This is a genomic window from Noviherbaspirillum sedimenti (assembly GCF_003590835.1).
In the GTDB taxonomy this organism is placed as follows: domain Bacteria; phylum Pseudomonadota; class Gammaproteobacteria; order Burkholderiales; family Burkholderiaceae_D; genus Paucimonas; species Paucimonas sedimenti.
In genome coordinates, this window is sequence record NZ_QYUQ01000002.1 from 2,433,911 (window position 1) to 2,449,193 (window position 15,283).

At 62.4% G+C, this 15,283-nt stretch carries 16 protein-coding genes; 10 read left to right on the forward strand and 6 right to left on the reverse strand.

The features are described from left to right. Positions 1-54 precede the first annotated feature (54 nt). The 8 genes from D3878_RS11285 (at position 55) to D3878_RS11320 (ending at position 8,863) form a co-directional block, all read left to right on the forward strand. Positions 55-1,335 (forward strand): ABC transporter substrate-binding protein, encoded by a 1,281-nt coding sequence (locus D3878_RS11285; RefSeq protein WP_119785548.1) that lies wholly within the window; start codon positions 55-57, stop codon positions 1,333-1,335. 97 nt (positions 1,336-1,432) lie between these two features. After that, positions 1,433-2,314, forward strand: a complete 882-nt coding sequence (locus tag D3878_RS11290) for a branched-chain amino acid ABC transporter permease (protein ID WP_119785549.1) — start codon at positions 1,433-1,435, stop codon at positions 2,312-2,314. A gap of 1 nt (position 2,315) precedes the next feature. Then, entirely contained in the window at positions 2,316-3,308 is a 993-nt protein-coding gene (locus tag D3878_RS11295; RefSeq protein ID WP_119785550.1) for a branched-chain amino acid ABC transporter permease, read from the forward strand. Next, positions 3,295-4,038, forward strand: coding sequence for an ABC transporter ATP-binding protein (locus D3878_RS11300; RefSeq protein WP_119785551.1), 744 nt, complete (start codon positions 3,295-3,297; stop codon positions 4,036-4,038). The genes D3878_RS11295 and D3878_RS11300 overlap by 14 nt, the downstream gene beginning before the upstream one ends. Beyond that, positions 4,031-4,735, forward strand: a complete 705-nt coding sequence (locus tag D3878_RS11305; protein ID WP_119785552.1) for an ABC transporter ATP-binding protein — start codon at positions 4,031-4,033, stop codon at positions 4,733-4,735. Before D3878_RS11300 ends, D3878_RS11305 begins: the two co-directional genes overlap by 8 nt. Positions 4,736-4,792: 57 nt before the next feature. Beyond that, positions 4,793-6,292 carry a glycerol kinase GlpK gene (gene glpK, locus D3878_RS11310; RefSeq protein ID WP_119785553.1) on the forward strand — a complete coding sequence of 500 codons (1,500 nt, stop codon included), beginning with the start codon at positions 4,793-4,795 and terminating at the stop codon, positions 6,290-6,292. Between the two features lie 182 nt (positions 6,293-6,474). Then, complete coding sequence (gene tsaD, locus D3878_RS11315; RefSeq protein ID WP_119787842.1) at positions 6,475-7,503, forward strand: tRNA (adenosine(37)-N6)-threonylcarbamoyltransferase complex transferase subunit TsaD; 1,029 nt, start codon at positions 6,475-6,477, stop codon at positions 7,501-7,503. Positions 7,504-7,597: 94 nt separating this feature from the next. After that, positions 7,598-8,863 (forward strand): putative Na+/H+ antiporter, encoded by a 1,266-nt coding sequence (locus tag D3878_RS11320; RefSeq protein ID WP_119785554.1) that lies wholly within the window; start codon positions 7,598-7,600, stop codon positions 8,861-8,863. A gap of 39 nt (positions 8,864-8,902) precedes the next feature. On the opposite strand, the gene plsY is transcribed toward D3878_RS11320, so the two are convergent. After that, positions 8,903-9,526: a glycerol-3-phosphate 1-O-acyltransferase PlsY gene (gene plsY / locus D3878_RS11325; protein ID WP_119785555.1), complete on the reverse strand. Its 624-nt coding sequence runs from the start codon at positions 9,524-9,526 to the stop codon at positions 8,903-8,905. Between the two features lie 37 nt (positions 9,527-9,563). Next, positions 9,564-10,055 carry a Cys-tRNA(Pro) deacylase gene (gene ybaK, locus D3878_RS11330; RefSeq protein WP_119785556.1) on the reverse strand — a complete coding sequence of 164 codons (492 nt, stop codon included), beginning with the start codon at positions 10,053-10,055 and terminating at the stop codon, positions 9,564-9,566. 57 nt (positions 10,056-10,112) lie between these two features. Between ybaK and D3878_RS11335 the strand changes: the two genes are divergently transcribed. After that, on the forward strand, positions 10,113-11,135 hold the full coding sequence (locus tag D3878_RS11335) for an endonuclease/exonuclease/phosphatase family protein (RefSeq protein WP_119785557.1): 1,023 nt from the start codon (positions 10,113-10,115) through the stop codon (positions 11,133-11,135). A 17-nt stretch (positions 11,136-11,152) separates the two neighbouring features. Here the strand turns inward: D3878_RS11335 and xerD are convergent, their stop codons facing one another. The 4 genes from xerD to D3878_RS11355 all read right to left on the reverse strand — a co-directional run bounded on the left by xerD (position 11,153) and on the right by D3878_RS11355 (position 14,226). Beyond that, positions 11,153-12,049 carry a site-specific tyrosine recombinase XerD gene (gene xerD / locus D3878_RS11340; RefSeq protein ID WP_119787843.1) on the reverse strand — a complete coding sequence of 299 codons (897 nt, stop codon included), beginning with the start codon at positions 12,047-12,049 and terminating at the stop codon, positions 11,153-11,155. Positions 12,050-12,105: 56 nt separating this feature from the next. After that, on the reverse strand, positions 12,106-12,600 hold the full coding sequence (locus D3878_RS11345) for a methylated-DNA--[protein]-cysteine S-methyltransferase (protein WP_119785558.1): 495 nt from the start codon (positions 12,598-12,600) through the stop codon (positions 12,106-12,108). A 411-nt stretch (positions 12,601-13,011) separates the two neighbouring features. Next, complete coding sequence (locus D3878_RS11350; protein ID WP_119785559.1) at positions 13,012-13,437, reverse strand: universal stress protein; 426 nt, start codon at positions 13,435-13,437, stop codon at positions 13,012-13,014. Positions 13,438-13,482: 45 nt separating this feature from the next. After that, on the reverse strand, positions 13,483-14,226 hold the full coding sequence (locus tag D3878_RS11355; RefSeq protein ID WP_119785560.1) for a TerC family protein: 744 nt from the start codon (positions 14,224-14,226) through the stop codon (positions 13,483-13,485). A 147-nt stretch (positions 14,227-14,373) separates the two neighbouring features. Here D3878_RS11355 and D3878_RS11360 point away from each other — a divergent pair, with 147 nt between their 5' ends. After that, a complete protein-coding gene (locus D3878_RS11360; RefSeq protein WP_119785561.1) occupies positions 14,374-15,264 on the forward strand; it encodes an AEC family transporter in 891 nt (296 codons plus the stop codon). Positions 15,265-15,283: the final 19 nt, after the last annotated feature.

A 15,283-nucleotide genomic window follows, 5' to 3' on the forward strand; every position in this document is an offset into this window, starting at 1 on the left:
CTGTTTTTTCATCCTGAATCGGTTCAGGAACATCACCAAAGGAGACACTCTAAAATGTTAAAATCTCGACGTTTGGAACGAAACACCAAGCTGGCCCTCAAGTCCGCGACCGCCACGGCCGTCGTCGCCGCCACGCTGGCGCTATCGGGCATGCCGGCATTTGCCGCCGATCCGGTCAGGATCGGCTATCTGATTCCCCTCTCGGGCAGCGCCGCCGCCTCGATCGGCCGCGACATGAGCCGCGCCACCCATCTGGCGGTCAAGCATATCAACGATACCGGCGGCATCAAGTCCTTGAATGGGGCGAAGCTGGAGCTGGTCGAAGCCGATACCCGTGGCGACCCGAAGGTCGCGATCACGGAAGCCGAGCGCCTGATCACCCGCGAAAAGACGCCGGTCCTGCTGGGCGCCTTCCAGAGCGGCACCACCTTCCCGGCCACGGTGGTGGCGGAAAAGTACAAGACGCCCTGGGTGGTCGATCTGGCGGCCAAGGCCGACATCACCGAGCGCGGCTTCAAATACATCTTCCGTCCGGTCCAGGTGCCCGCCTACGGCAATGCCCAGAGCACGGTCGATTTCGTCGATTACGTCAACAAGACCACCGGCAAGCCGGCCAAGTCTGTGGCGATACTCTATGAAAACACCGACTGGGGCCAGGACATGGCCAACACGCTGCGCACCGGTTTCAAGAAAATCGGCGTCGACGTGGTGCTGGACGAAGCCTATCCGCCGAATTCGCCCGACCTGCGCCCGCTGGTGCTGAAGGTGAAAGGCAAGAAACCGGATATCGTCGTGGCGACGTCCTATTCCAGCGATGCGATCCAGTTGCACAAGCTGTTTGCCCAGATGAAAGTCGGGGCGATGGCTTACATGGGCAACGCCGCAGGACAGATCGACACCAACTTCCTGCCGTCGGTGGGCAAGGAAGTTGCCAACCACGTGCTCACCACCAACGGTTGGGCGGGCTATGCCTCGACCGTCACCACGCCGTTCGCCAAGCGCTTCTGGGACGATTTCAGCGGCACTTACAAGGTCGAGCCGAACGAATTGTCGGTCAGCGCCTACGGTGCGGTGTGGGTCCTGAAGGATGCACTGGAGCGTGCCGGCAAGGTTGATCCGGAGTCGATCCGCAATGCGCTGGCCAGCACCAAGATCCAGAACACCGACCTGACCAAGTTGCTGGGCTATGACATCGAGATCGACGCCAAGGGCCAGAACCAGAAGAAACGCTACGTCATGCAGCAGATTTCCGACGGCAAGTACTACACCGTCTGGCCTGCCAACGTGGCGGTGAAGGACTACAAGATGGCTTGGCCGGCCGCCGCGGCGAAGTAAGCAATTTCACAAACCCATTTTTATCGTCCCGCGTCATGCCGGGCCACTGGCCTGGCATGACGCGCACTTCGAGGCGAAGTTTTTCGGAATACTTTTTATGTCCACGACCCTAATACAAGCTCTGCTCAGCGGTATCGCCAGTGGCGCTCTCTACGGTCTTATCGCGCTCGGACTGAGTCTGCAGTTCGGCGTCATGAAGATCATCAACTTCGCACACAGCGCCTTCCTGATGCTCGCCATGTATGTCTCGTACTGGTTGTCGATGAAGGCCGGTCTGCACCCACTCTTGACGCTGCCATTGACCGCACTGGCCTTGTTTGCGATCGGCTATCTGACCCAACGCTATCTGATCGATGCCATCTATCAGAAAGAGATCGCGCGCGAACCGATTGGCGTGCTGATCTTCACGACGGGTCTGTGGATTTTCATGAACAATGCGATGCTGACCATCGCCGGCCCCGACAATCGTACTGTCAGTTCGCCGTGGAACGATGGCTTGCTGATTTTTTCCGACTACATCCTGACCTATCCGCAAGTGGCCAGCCTGGCGGTCTCGGCGCTGGCGACCGCCGGCCTGGTGGGTTTCCTCAAATGGACCCGCCTTGGGCGCGCCATCCGCGCCACCGGCCAGGACCGCGAAGCGGCCGGCGTGCTCGGCATCAATAGCGCGCGCATCTTCCAGCTTTCCTTTGCGATCGGCCTGCTGGTGCTCGGCCTGGCCGGCGGCCTGCTGCTGTCGCTCTACCCGGTCAATCCTTTCGTCGGCGACGTCTTCGGCATGCGCGCCTTCGTCATCGTGGTGCTGGGAGGCATAGGTTCGATTGGCGGCGCCTTCTGGGGCGGCATCCTGGTCGGCGTGCTGGAATCGGTCGGTAGCCAGTTCATGCCGGTGACCTATGCCGAAGCCCTGATTTTCGGTTTGTTCCTGGCGGTACTGTACTTCCGCCCGGCTGGCCTGTTTGGCGTGGAGAAAGAGTAATATGACGAAATCCCTTTTCGGACGCGGCGCCTTGACCGCGCTGGCCGTAGTGCTGATCGCGGCTCCCTTGATCAGCGGCAGCCAGTACATCCTGTCTGTGGCGATTATCACGCTGATGTTCGGCTACCTTGCCTTGTCGTGGAACGTGCTGGGCGGCATCGCCGGCCAGTTGTCGCTCGGTCATGCGGCCTACTTCGGCATCGGCGCCTACACCTCGACCTGGCTGTTCGGCCGCCTCGGCATCTCGCCCTGGCTGGGCATGTGGGCCGGCGTGGCGCTGGCGATACTGGCGGCGGTGCTGATCGGCGCCGCCTGTTTCCGGCTGCGCGGCGCCTACTTCGCCCTGGCCACGATTGCCGCCAGCGTGGTGCTGAAGACACTGGTGGAAAACGCCGACAGCCTGCTCGGCGGTTCGCGCGGCATGGAAGTGCCGCTGCTGCATGATGCGCCGCTGTATTTCCAGCACACCAGCAAAGAGTTTTATTTCGTCATCATCGCGGTGCTGACCGCCGTCGCCTTGCTGGTCAACTGGGCAATCCTGCGCTCGCGCTTCGGCTATTACCTGACCGCGATTCGCAACGATCAGGAAGCGGCGCAGGCGCTGGGCGTCAACACCACCCGCTACAAGCTGCTGGCCGCCATCATCAGCGCCGGCATGACCGCCATCGGCGGCACCTTCTATGCGCAGTTCGTCATGTACATCGCGCCGGAGATCGTGTTCGGCGTCAACTTCAGCGTCGTCATCGCGGTGATCTGCATCATCGGCGGACGCGGCACCTTGTGGGGGCCCTTGCTGGGCGCGCTGCTGCTGCATCCGGCCGAAGAGCTGGCGCGCCACGTTTCCGGCGGCATGGTCGGCGTCGACATGATGCTGTACGGACTGATACTGATGATCGTGATCCGGGTGCAGCCGAATGGCCTGGTGGCGATCCTGAAGAAAATTTCGACGCGGCGCCAAGCGGCGGGAAAGGCACAACAATATGGCACTACTTGAATACCGCAACGTCAGCAAGCGCTTCGGCGGCTTGCGCGCCATCGACAATGTCAGCTTCAGCGTCAACGCCGGCGAAATCATCGGCCTGATCGGCCCCAATGGCGCCGGCAAGACCACGCTGTTCGCGCTCGCTTCGGGATTCCTGGATCCGACCGAGGGAGAGATCCATTTCGACGGCCGCCATACCCACGGCATGGGCGCGCCCGCCCTGTGCGCGGCGGGGCTGTCGCGCACCTTCCAGATCGTGCGCCCTTTCGGCGACATGACGGTGCTCGACAACATCATGGTGGGCGCCTTCCTGCATCACCGTTCGCGCCAGGACGCCCGGCGCGTCGCCGAACAGGTGCTCAATCGCGTCGGCCTGGGCGGCCGCGGCGATACCATCGCCCGCACGCTGACGCTGTCCGGGCGCAAGCGCCTGGAGGTCGCCAAGGCCCTGGCGACGCAGCCCAAACTGCTGCTGCTCGACGAAGTGATGGCCGGCCTGACCGCGGTCGAGACCGAGGAAATGCTGGACCTGATCCAGGGATTGCGCCGCGACGGCATCAGCGTGCTGGTCATCGAACACAATATGCAGGCGGTCATGCGGCTGTCGGACCGCATCGTCGTGATCCATCACGGCCAGAAGATCAGCGAAGGCCTGCCGGCCGCCGTCGCTTCGGATCCCAAGGTCATTTCCGCCTACCTGGGCGACGCCCATTCCAAGTCATCAGGAGCCGCCAGTGCTTGAAGTCAAACAGATCAATTCGGGGTATGGCGACGTCCAGGTCTTGCGCCAGGTATCCCTGTCGGTGCAGGCCGGCGAAATCGTCAGCATCGTCGGCGCCAACGGCGCCGGCAAATCGACCCTGATCCGCACCATCATGGGCACCTTGCCGACCCAGTCGGGCGAGATCCGCTTCCTCGGCGAGCGCATTAACGGCCTGCCATCGCACGAGATTGCCCGGCTGGGGCTGGCGCAGGTGATGGAAGGGCGCCGGCTGTTCGGCCACATGGACGTCGAGGATAACCTGCGCATCGGCGGCGACATCCTGCGCGACGAAAAACGCAGCCGCGAAAACCTGACATGGATCTACGGCATGTTCCCCAAGCTTGCCGAACGGCGCCGCCAGCTGGCGCGCTCGTTTTCCGGCGGCGAACAGCAGATGCTGGCGATCGGACGCGCGCTGATGACCTCGCCCAAGCTGCTGCTGCTGGACGAGCCCTCCATCGGCCTGGCGCCCATCATGGTCGAGTCGATTTTCGAGAAGCTCCCCGAGATCAATGCGCGCGGCATCACCATCCTGCTGGTGGAACAGGACGTGCACCGTTCGCTGAGCTACTCCTCGCGCGGTTACGTGCTGGAGCACGGCGAGGTCGTGATGACCGGCAGCAGCGCCGAACTATTGGCCGACGAGGGCTTGAAGCGGGCTTATCTGGGGCTTTGACGCCGGCGCCTTGAACCCGCGCTGGAAATTCTTCATGAATTGCAAAGAGATACTGTAATGGCTGAACAATACATACTCGCACTCGACCAGGGCACCACCAGTTCGCGCGCACTGGTATTCGACCGCGCCGGCAACATCGTCTCGGTGGCGCAAAAGGAATTCCGGCAAATCTATCCACAACCCGGCTGGGTCGAACACGATCCCCAGGAAATCTGGTCGACCCAGGCCGGCGTCGCCGCCGAAGCCCTGACGCACGCGGGCTTGAGCAGCGCGTCGATCGCCGCCATCGGCATCGCCAACCAGCGCGAAACCACCATCGTCTGGGACCGCGAGACCGGCCAGCCGGTGTATAACGCGATCGTCTGGCAGGATCGCCGCACCGCCGATTTCTGCGATGAATTGAAGACGCGCGGACTGGAACCGCTGGTGCGCAAGAAAACCGGCTTGCCGATCGATTCCTACTGGTCGGCGACGAAGATACGCTGGATCCTCGACAACGTGCCGGGGGCGCGCGAACGCGCCGGGCAAGGCAAGCTCGCCTTCGGCACGGTCGATTGCTGGCTGGCCTGGAACCTGACCGAGCACAGGCTGCACGTCACCGATGTCACCAATGCGTCGCGCAGCATGTTGTTCAACATTCATCGCCTGGAATGGGACGAGGAACTGCTGGAAGCGTTGCAGATCCCGCGCAGCATGCTGCCGCAAGTCCGCTCGTCATCCGAAGTCTACGGCCGTACCGGCACTGCCGTCTTTCCCTCGCCGATCCCGCTGGCCGGCATCGCCGGCGACCAGCAGGCCGCGCTGTTCGGGCAGATGTGCATTCGGCCCGGCATGGCCAAGAATACCTACGGCACCGGCTGCTTCCTGGTGATGAACACCGGCGACCAGCCGATCGAATCCCGCAACAATCTGGTCACCACGATCGCCTGGCAGATCGGCGAGCACGTCAATTACGCGCTGGAAGGCAGCATCTTCATCGGCGGCGCGGTCGTGCAATGGCTGCGCGATGGCCTGGGCATCATCAAGAGCGCCTCGGAAATCGAAGCCCTGGCGCGCTCGGTGCCGCATAGCGATGGCGTATACCTGGTGCCGGCCTTCGCCGGCCTGGGCGCGCCCCATTGGAACGCCCGCGCCCGCGGCACGCTGTTCGGCGTGAGCCGCGGCACCACATCGGCCCATATTGCCCGCGCCGCGCTCGACAGCATCGCCTACCAATCCTACGAAGTGCTGAAGGCGATGGAATCGGACTTGGGAAGCAGGATCGCGGAATTGCGCGTCGATGGCGGCGCGGTCGCGAACGACCTCTTGATGCAGTTCCAGTCGGACATCCTCGGCGTCGATGTCATCCGGCCGAGAATCACCGAAACCACGGCGCTTGGCGCCGCGTATCTGGCCGGCATGGCGGTCGACTACTGGGGCGGCATCGGAGACATACAGAGCCAGTGGAAACTCGATCGCCGCTTCACGCCCGGCGACGATGCGGACAATGCGCCAGCCTACCTGCAAGGCTGGCGGCGCGCGATCAACGCAAGCAAGGCATGGGCGGATGCGGTTTGATGCCATATCTATTAGTGGCGCATTGAATATTTCTGCAATGCGGCATACTTTTGTTGCCTGCAGCGAGAGGATGAAATCCGGACTCAACTTTCTCGTCGCCGGACGCTGTTGGTAACGGAATACGCTACAATCTGTACTTGATCCAAACCAACAGCGTCTGCGAACGCTGCGCCTCGCTCCCCATGCTTGTCCTCGGTATCGAATCCTCCTGCGATGAAACCGGCGTCGCCTTGTACGACACGCAACGCGGCCTGCTCAGCCATGCCCTGTATTCGCAAGTGGCGATGCACGAAGCCTACGGCGGGGTGGTGCCGGAACTGGCTTCGCGCGACCATATCCGCCGCGCGCTGCCGCTATTGCAGCAAGTCCTTGATCAAAGCGGCGCGCCGCTGGCGGCAATCGATGCCATTGCCTATACCCAGGGGCCGGGCCTGGCGGGGGCGCTGCTGGTCGGCGCTTCGGTGGCTTGCGGCCTGGCGCTGGCGCTGGACAAGCCCATACTCGGGGTGCACCACCTGGAAGGCCATCTGCTCTCGCCCCTGCTGGCGCAAGACCCGCCGCAATTCCCCTTCGTCGCCTTGCTGGTCTCCGGCGGCCACACCCAGTTGATGCAAGTCGATGGCGTCGGCCGCTACACGCTGCTGGGCGAAACCATGGACGATGCGGCAGGCGAAGCCTTCGACAAGTCGGCCAAGCTGCTGGGCCTGGGCTATCCGGGCGGGCCGGCGATTTCGCGCATGGCCGAGTTCGGCGACCCGACCGCCTACAAGCTGCCACGGCCGATGCTGCACTCGAAGAACCTCGACTTCAGCTTTTCCGGCCTGAAGACGGCGGTACTGACGCTGGTGAAAAAACATCCGGCCAATATCTGCGAACAGGACAAGGCCAACATCGCCCGCGCCTTCGTCGACGCCATCGTCGAGGTGCTGGTGGCCAAATGCCTCGATGCCATGAAACAGACCGGCATGAAGCGGCTGGTGATCGCCGGCGGCGTCGGCGCCAATGCGCAATTGCGCGCAGCCCTGAACGCCGCAGCGCAGAAAAAGCGCTTCCGCGTGTTTTACCCGGAACTGCAATTCTGCACCGACAATGGCGCCATGATCGCCTTCGCCGGCGCCCAGCGACTGGCGCGCAATCCGGCTGCCGCGACGCGCGACTACGCCTTCCAGGTGCGGCCGCGCTGGCCGCTGGAAGAACTGCCGCCGGCGTAAGCTTGGGCGGATCGCTATCCGCCTGTGCGAATCTTTCAGAGTGTTATCTATGGGAAAATGAGGCTTTGACGTTTGTCCCTTTCGGGAACCCGACATGCCTTCCGCCCAATTGATCCAGTACGCCGGTGCCGCCCTGTTTGCGATCGCGGTCCTGCATACCTTTTCCACCAAGTTCTTCGACCACCTGTCGCATACCCATCCGCGCCATGCGGGCCTGTTCCACCTGCTGGGCGAAGTCGAGGCCGTGTTCGGCTTCTGGGCCATGGTGCTGATCCTGTTCATGGCCGCCACGGCCGACCTGGATACTGCCGTCGGCTACCTGGAACAGCAGAACCTGACCGAGCCGCTGTTCGTGTTCGTGATCCTGGTGATGGCCGGCACCCGGCCGATCCTGCACCTGGCCAGGCGCCTGGTGGACTGGATCTCGGCGAGCCTGCCGCTGTCGGCTTCGATTGCGTATTACGTCACCTGCCTGATCGTGGTGCCCCTGCTCGGCTCCTTCATCACCGAACCAGCCGCCATGACCCTGGCTGCCCTGCTGCTGCGCGACCGCTATTACCGCCAGCCGATTTCGCCGCGCCTGAAGTATGTGACGCTGGGGATATTGCTGGTCAACGTGTCGATCGGCGGCGTGCTCACGCCCTATGCGGCGCCGCCGGTACTGATGGTGGCGGCCAAGTGGGGCTGGGACCTGACTTTCATGTTGAGCATGTTCGGCTGGAAGGCGGCGCTGGCGGTGGCCATCAACGCGGCCGGCGCGGCCTGGGTGTTCCGCAAGGAATTGGCGGGACTGGCGATACCCACTGCCGCCGACACCGGCAAGGAGGGCATGCCGCTGCTGGTCATCGCCATCCACCTGCTGTTCCTGCTCGGCGTGGTGTACTTCATCCACCACCCGGTGGTGTTCTTCGGCCTGCTCCTGTTTTTCCTGGGATTCACCGAAGCCTATAAAAAATACCAGGATCCCCTGATGTTGCGCGAAGGCCTGATGGTGGCGTTCTTCCTGGCCGGCCTGGTGATCCTCGGTGGCGAACAGAAATGGTGGCTGCAACCGCTGCTGGCGGGGATGGATGCCACCGTGCTGTTTTTCGGCGCCACCGCGCTGACCGCAGTGACCGACAATGCGGCGCTGACTTACCTCGGGTCGCTGGTGGAAGGCATCTCTGACACGGCCAAGTATGCCCTGGTGGCGGGCGCCGTGACCGGCGGCGGCCTGACCGTGATCGCCAATGCGCCGAACCCGGCAGGCTTTGCCATTCTCAAGGGCAGCTTCGATGAAGAATCCATCAGTCCGCTCGGATTGTTCGCTGCCGCACTGCCGCCAACCATCGTCGCGATGCTGTGCTTCCTGCTGCTGTAACGATGCAGCGTGCGCCGTGCACCAGGCGTTTGGCGCAGGCTACTGTTTTTGACCTTTTTTCTTGCTGCCGATGCGGCTTTCCTTGCCGGCCAACAGATTGGCGATATTGGCGCGGTGGCGGTAGATCAGCAGTGCGCTCATCGCCACCACCGCCAGCAGGATGGGATCGGTGCTGAACTGCCGGCTGTAGAAGTAATAAAGCGGCGCAAACAAGGCTGCCACCAGCGCCGCCAGCGAAGAATAGCGAAAGGCAAAGGCGACGATCAGCCAGGTTGCCAGTGTCGCCACGCCAAGCCAGATATTCAAGCCCAGCAAGACGCCCAGCGCCGTCGCCACGCCCTTGCCGCCGACAAATTTGAAAAAGACCGGCCAAAGGTGACCGACGAATACCGCCAGCGCCACCAGTGCGATGCCGCCGTCGCCGATGCCGTATTGCGGCCCGAAGACCTGCGCCAGCCACACCGCCAGCCAGCCCTTGAAGGCATCGCCCAGCAGGGTCAGTACCGCCGCGGCCTTGTTGCCGCTGCGTAGAACATTGGTGGCGCCGGGGTTTTTCGAGCCATAGGTGCGCGGGTCGGCCAGGCCGAACACGCGGCTGACCACCACGGCAAACGACAGTGAACCGATCAGGTAAGCAGCCAGCGCAAATAGCAAAACAGTCATTATCTTTCCTTGAAACTTTCCTACATTTTTGAAGCGCTCAATCCTCAAGCGCGCAATTGACCGGCCTGGCCTGCAAGCTTGCCATCAGCACCTGTGGATCCAGTCCGACCAGGTAGCCGCGCCGGCCGCCGTTGATATAAATCTTTTCCAGCCCCAGTATGCTTTGTTCGACAAATACCGGTAGCGCCTTGCGCGTGCCGAAGGGCGATGTGCCGCCCACCAGATAGCCGGAATGGCGGCTGGCCACTTCCGGCTTGCAAGGTTCGACCGACTTGCAGCCGATCAGCCGCGCCAGGTTCTTGGTGGAGACCTTGCGGTCGCCGTGCATCAGCACGATCAGCGGTTTTGCCGCCTCGTCCTGCATCACCAGGGTCTTGACCACGCAATGCTCGTCCACGCCCAGTTCGCGCGAGGAGACGGCGGTGCCGCCGTGCTCTTCATAGGCATACGGATGCTCGGAAAAGGCGATGCCATGCCGGCGAAGGAATTGCGTCGCCGGCGTTTCGGAAACGTGCTCTTTTTTTGCCATGCGTGATACGCTAAACCTGTTTGCAGATTGATTCGCAGATTGAAACCGGGGGCTATTATGCAACAAGAAATCCGCTTTGCGACCTTCAATGTATGCAATCTGGCGCCGCCGGGCATGACTTTTTACGACAACCTGCCGCCTTACACCCCGGAGGAATACGAAGCCAAGCTGAACTGGCTGGCGCACAAGATCGACGAAATCGATGCCGATGTAATTGGTTTTCAGGAAATCTTTTCGCAATCCTGCCTCAGGACGGTGCTGGCGCGCACCCGCGATTACCGCGAAGCGCTGCATGCAGGCTTCGATCCGGATCCTGCCATCGAACCGCTGACGCCGAGCGTGGCGCTGGTGTCGCGGCTGCCGTTCGCCGCCGCCCCGGCCGCTTTCCACGAACTGCCGCCGGCCCTGCTGGCGCGCCTGGCGCGACTGGACAGCCCGCTGAGGCGTTTTACCCGGCCCTTGCTATACGTACCGGTGCGGATCGCGCCGCACCTGACGGTGAATGTGCTGGTGGTGCATCTGAAATCCAAGCGGCCGGACTATCTCGACGGCGAGGATGTCACCGATCCCGCCCTGTCCGACCTGGCTTCGCTGCGCTCGCTGTACCGCCGCGGCACCGAGGCGGTGGGCCTGCGCCATGTGCTTGACGGCCTGATGCCGGCAGACGGCCATGCGCCGCTGGTGGTCATGGGCGACTTCAACGACATCGCCGAAGCGGTCACCACCCAGATGGTGACGGGCGCCGGGCGGCCTCTGCCCCAGGCTGCCGATATGGACGGCTTCAGCCGCCGCCTGTTCGACAGCTATCGCATCCAGACGCGGCGTGATTTTTCGCGCGATGTCGGTTATAGCCATATGCATGAGGGCGTCTTCAACACCCTCGACCATGTGCTGGTGTCGAAGGAATTCCATCCCGACTGGCCGGATGCGGTCGGCGCGGTGATGGAAGTGCTGTACCTGAACGACCATGTCCAGCTGAGCCTGCCGCAGGCTTCCGACCACGGCGCCGTGCTGGTCAGGCTGGCCCTGCATGATGCGACTTTGCCGGCGGCTGCGCCGGCGAGTTTGCCCTTGCCTTGAGGCTTGCTCAGGCGCGCTCAGCCGCGCGGATGATGTTGCGCATGCAGCAGCTTCAGGCGCTCGCGCGCGACATGGGTATAGATCTGCGTGGTTGAAATATCGGCATGGCCCAGCAGCAGCTGCACCACGCGCAGGTCGGCGCCATGATTCAGCAGATGCGTGGCGAAGGCGTGGCGCAAGGTGTGCGGCGACAGCGGCGCGTTGATATCGGCCTTCTGCGCGTATTTCTTGATCAGGGTCCAGAACATCTGCCGCGTCATGGCGCCGCCACGGGCTGTGACGAACAGCGCATCGTCGCCCTGGCCGTTCAGGATCGCCGCCCGGGCGTCTTTCAGGTAACGCTCGATCCAGCCGCGCGCTTCCTCGCCGAAGGGCACCAATCGGGTCTTGTTGCCCTTGCCGGTAATGCGCAGCACGCCCTCGTTCATGCCGACCTCGACCGATTTGAGCAGCACCAGTTCGGACACGCGCAAGCCGCTGGCATACATCAGTTCCAGCATGGTGCGGTCGCGCAAACCGAGCGGCGTGGCGACATCCGGGGCAGAAAGCAGCGCCTCGACCTGGGCTTCCGACAAGGTCTTGGGGAAACGCGGCGGCTGTTTGGCCGACTGCATGTGCAGGCAGGGATCGGCGGCGATCCTGTTCTGCCGTAGCGCCATCTGGTAAAAACGCTTCAATACCGCCAGGCGCCGGTTGGCCGATGTGGCCTTGGTGTCGGCATGCCGGGCGGCGAAATAGGCGTGCAGGTCTTCCGCCTGCGCGGCGTGCACGTGGCGGTCGCGCTCAGCCCGCAGCCAGGAGGCGAACAGGCGCATGTCGCGCCGGTAGGCTTCCAGCGTATTCTTCGCCAGGCCGTCTTCCAGCCAGAGGATGTCGCAGAATTCGTCGATGGCGGCCTGGTCGGCCGCAGGCAAGGCTGGGGCCGGGACAGCGGCGCGGTGCGGCTTGCGGGGGCTGACGGCGTTAACTGTCAAACGGCGACGCCTTCATGCGCCAGCAACCAACGCTTGACGCCGACATGAAAGCCGGTGGCGTCATCATGGTTGGAAAAGCCGCCGAGGCCGCCGCTGGCAGTCACGCGGTGGCAGGGGATCACCAGTGGAAACCAGTTGGCGCCGCAGGCCTGGCCGACCGCACGCGGGGCGGAGCCGAGCAGTTTCGCCACCGCGCCATAGGTCAGCACCTCACCGCGCGGAATAGCGGCAATCGCTTGCCAGACCTTGCGCTGGAAAGCGGTGCCACTTTCGGCCAGTGGCAGGTCGAAGCGAAAATCGGCTTGCGCCAGATAGCACTCGACCTGGCGCGCCGTCTTTTCGGCAAGGCGGCTCGCCGGGGCTTGCGCGCCGAACGCAGGCGGCAGGTAGACCAGTTCGCGCACCCATTCCTGGTCGCTGCGTATACCGACGAAGCCGAAAGGCGCGGCAACGATCGCGGAAAAAATATGGCCGGACTGCGTGGAATTCATGATGAGAAAGCTTAGCGTAAAAGCGGCCGTAGAGGAACCGGCAATAATGCCAATAAAAACGGCGCAGCAATAATAAAAAGGGCGCGTCTTGCGACGCGCCCAAATCCTGGCTGTGGCATTTTGGACCGCTTTGGTAGCGGCATTCTCAAAATACCTGTCTCCTCATCACACGGTGTAATCCGTCTTTTTTTGCTGTCTCCTCGCTACTCGTCCGGTGTTGCTTTCCTTTGACGGCTTTCCACTCAGCAACATTCATCCGCATGATGCATGCATATGCGCGTTGCTTAACATAAGAATGCCGGTGGAAAGACACTGTAGCAGGGGAAACTTAGACCTATCTGAGGAATATCAAACAAGCTGGCTTTTTCCCTGATGCCAATCAACAAAATTTGTTCCAACAATAAAGCGCCGCTATTTTACCAGCAGCACCGGCGCTTTCGCCAGATTCAAGAGCTTGAGCGAAACCGAGCCCAGCAACATGGTGGAAATCTGGTTCTGGCCGCGCCTGCCCATGACGATTTCATCGACCCCCTGTTCATTGGCAAAACGCGCCAGCACTTCGGCGGGCTCGCCGACAAACACATGGGTCTGGTAAGGAATGCCAGCTTCGTCGAGCACGCTGCGCGCGCCGGCCAGCGCCTTGACGGCGTCTTCCTGGTGAATTTGCCTGATTTGCGCAGCGTCGATGAAGGTAGAGACGCCGCCATGCAGCGGAAACTGCACATTCACCAGATGCAGCTCGGCGTTTTCACGCCCCGTCTGGATTTTCTTGACCAGGTAAGCCAGCGCACGCAAGGCGCTGGGAGAATCATCGATAGGAATCAGGATCTTGGACATCTGCCTCTCCGCAGTGAATGGTTTGAATGATTTTGCAAGGGCGAATCAAGAGGCCGCGGGCGGCTGCTCCGACTGCTTGGCTTCCGCCAGATCTTGCAAGCCCGTGGCGCGCCGCGCCTCGGTGCGGGCAGCCAGCGCCTTGCCGACCGCCACCACCGCGATAGCGCCGAGCGCCGGGCCCAGCCACTTGGCCAGCGGCAGCGCTGCCATGACCTGATCGTGGACGGCCACATCGGACACCAGCATGCCACCGGCGATCCAGCCCAGCAGCGCGCCGCCGGCCACGATCACGATCGGGAAACGGTCCATCAGCTTGATCACCAGCTGGCTGCCCAGCAGGATGATGGGAATCGACAGCAACAGCCCGAAAATCACCAGGCCCAGGTGGTCACCGGCGGCGCCGGCAATCGCAATCACGTTATCCAGGCTCATCACCGCATCGGCAATGATAATGGTCTTGATCGCGGCAAACAGGGTGGTGCCGGCTTCGATTTGATGCCCGCCCTCTTCCGGTTCCGGCTGCAGCAGCTTGATGCCTATCCAGAACAACAATACGGCGCCGATGATTTTCAGGTAAGGCACCGCCAGCAGGCTCACCGCGAAAAAGATCAGCACCACGCGCAAGCCGATGGCGCCGGCCATGCCCCACAGGATGCCGAGCTTGCGCTCGCGCGGCGGCAGGCGACGGCAAGCCAGGCCGATCACGACCGCGTTATCGCCGCCCAGCACGATATCGATGGCGACGATCTGCAAGAGCGCGATCCAGAACTGAGGGCTGCTGAAATCCATGGTGACCTTTCCAATAGTGCAAATGCATAGTGCGAAAACGGCATTATGCGCTGTTCTGGGGCAGCTGAAAATCATTAGCTTGCAGAAACATGGCATGCCGAGTATCTTCCAGCATTATTTCCCGCCCTAGCTTTCCCTTCCGGTTTCATGTCGATCGCTTCCCTGCTGCTGCCAGACTTCACGCTGATTTTTCTGGGCTTTATCCTGTTCCGCGCCACCAACTGGGGCCAGGCTTTCTGGAGCGGCGCGGAAAAACTGGTCTATTACATCCTGTTCCCGGCGCTGCTGTTTTACTCAACCACACGCGCGCCGCTGGAATTTGCCAGCACCGGCAAGCTGCTGCAGACGGCGATGCTGACCCTGGCCGGCGGCATCGCGCTGGGCTGGCTGGCCAAGCCGCTGTTCCGCCCCGGACCGATGCTGTTCGAATCCGGCGTGCAAACTGCCTTTCGTTTCAATTCGTATATTGCACTCGCATTGGCGTCGCGCCTGGCCGGCGACCAGGGCGTCGGCCTGATGGCGCTGATCATCGGTTTTGCCGTGCCGACCGCCAACATGGCAGCGGTCCATGCGCTCACCCGCAAGGACGGCGGCCTGCTGCGCGAAATGGTAAAAAACCCGCTGCTGATGTCGACCCTGTGCGGTGTGCTGTTCAACCTGGCCGGCTTGCAGGTGCCGGAAGTGCTGGGAGCCAGCCTGTCACGGCTGGGCAATGCCTCGATCGCGCTCGGGCTGATCCTGGTCGGCGCCGGCTTGCGCCTGTCCGGACTGCACGAAGCCAAGGGCATGGCCATCTGGCTTACCGCCGTCAAGCTACTGGCGATGCCGGCAATTGCCTTTGTCATCGGCCGCTGGCTGGAACTGCCGCACCTGCAGTTGCAGATCGCCGTTATGTTCGCCGCCTTGCCCACTGCGTCCAGCGCCTATGTGCTGGCGGCGCGCATGGGCGGCAACGGTCCGTTCGTCGCTTTCCTGATTTCTGCCGGCACAGTCTTGTCAGCCCTTACCCTGCCGCTGTGGCTGGCACTGGCGGACTGAAACGTCGCGTATGGCTGTA

Coding starts and splice junctions, on each gene's coding strand:
- D3878_RS11285 (WP_119785548.1), top strand. CDS start 55: ATGTTAAAATCTCGACGTTTGGAACGAAACACCAAGCTGGCCCTCAAG.
- D3878_RS11290 (WP_119785549.1), top strand. CDS start 1,433: ATGTCCACGACCCTAATACAAGCTCTGCTCAGCGGTATCGCCAGTGGC.
- D3878_RS11295 (WP_119785550.1), top strand. CDS start 2,316: ATGACGAAATCCCTTTTCGGACGCGGCGCCTTGACCGCGCTGGCCGTA.
- D3878_RS11300 (WP_119785551.1), top strand. CDS start 3,295: ATGGCACTACTTGAATACCGCAACGTCAGCAAGCGCTTCGGCGGCTTG.
- glpK (WP_119785553.1), top strand. CDS start 4,793: ATGGCTGAACAATACATACTCGCACTCGACCAGGGCACCACCAGTTCG.
- tsaD (WP_119787842.1), top strand. CDS start 6,475: ATGCTTGTCCTCGGTATCGAATCCTCCTGCGATGAAACCGGCGTCGCC.
- D3878_RS11320 (WP_119785554.1), top strand. CDS start 7,598: ATGCCTTCCGCCCAATTGATCCAGTACGCCGGTGCCGCCCTGTTTGCG.
- plsY (WP_119785555.1), bottom strand. CDS start 9,526: ATGACTGTTTTGCTATTTGCGCTGGCTGCTTACCTGATCGGTTCACTG.
- ybaK (WP_119785556.1), bottom strand. CDS start 10,055: ATGGCAAAAAAAGAGCACGTTTCCGAAACGCCGGCGACGCAATTCCTT.
- D3878_RS11335 (WP_119785557.1), top strand. CDS start 10,113: ATGCAACAAGAAATCCGCTTTGCGACCTTCAATGTATGCAATCTGGCG.
- D3878_RS11345 (WP_119785558.1), bottom strand. CDS start 12,600: ATGAATTCCACGCAGTCCGGCCATATTTTTTCCGCGATCGTTGCCGCG.
- D3878_RS11350 (WP_119785559.1), bottom strand. CDS start 13,437: ATGTCCAAGATCCTGATTCCTATCGATGATTCTCCCAGCGCCTTGCGT.
- D3878_RS11355 (WP_119785560.1), bottom strand. CDS start 14,226: ATGGATTTCAGCAGCCCTCAGTTCTGGATCGCGCTCTTGCAGATCGTC.
- D3878_RS11360 (WP_119785561.1), top strand. CDS start 14,374: ATGTCGATCGCTTCCCTGCTGCTGCCAGACTTCACGCTGATTTTTCTG.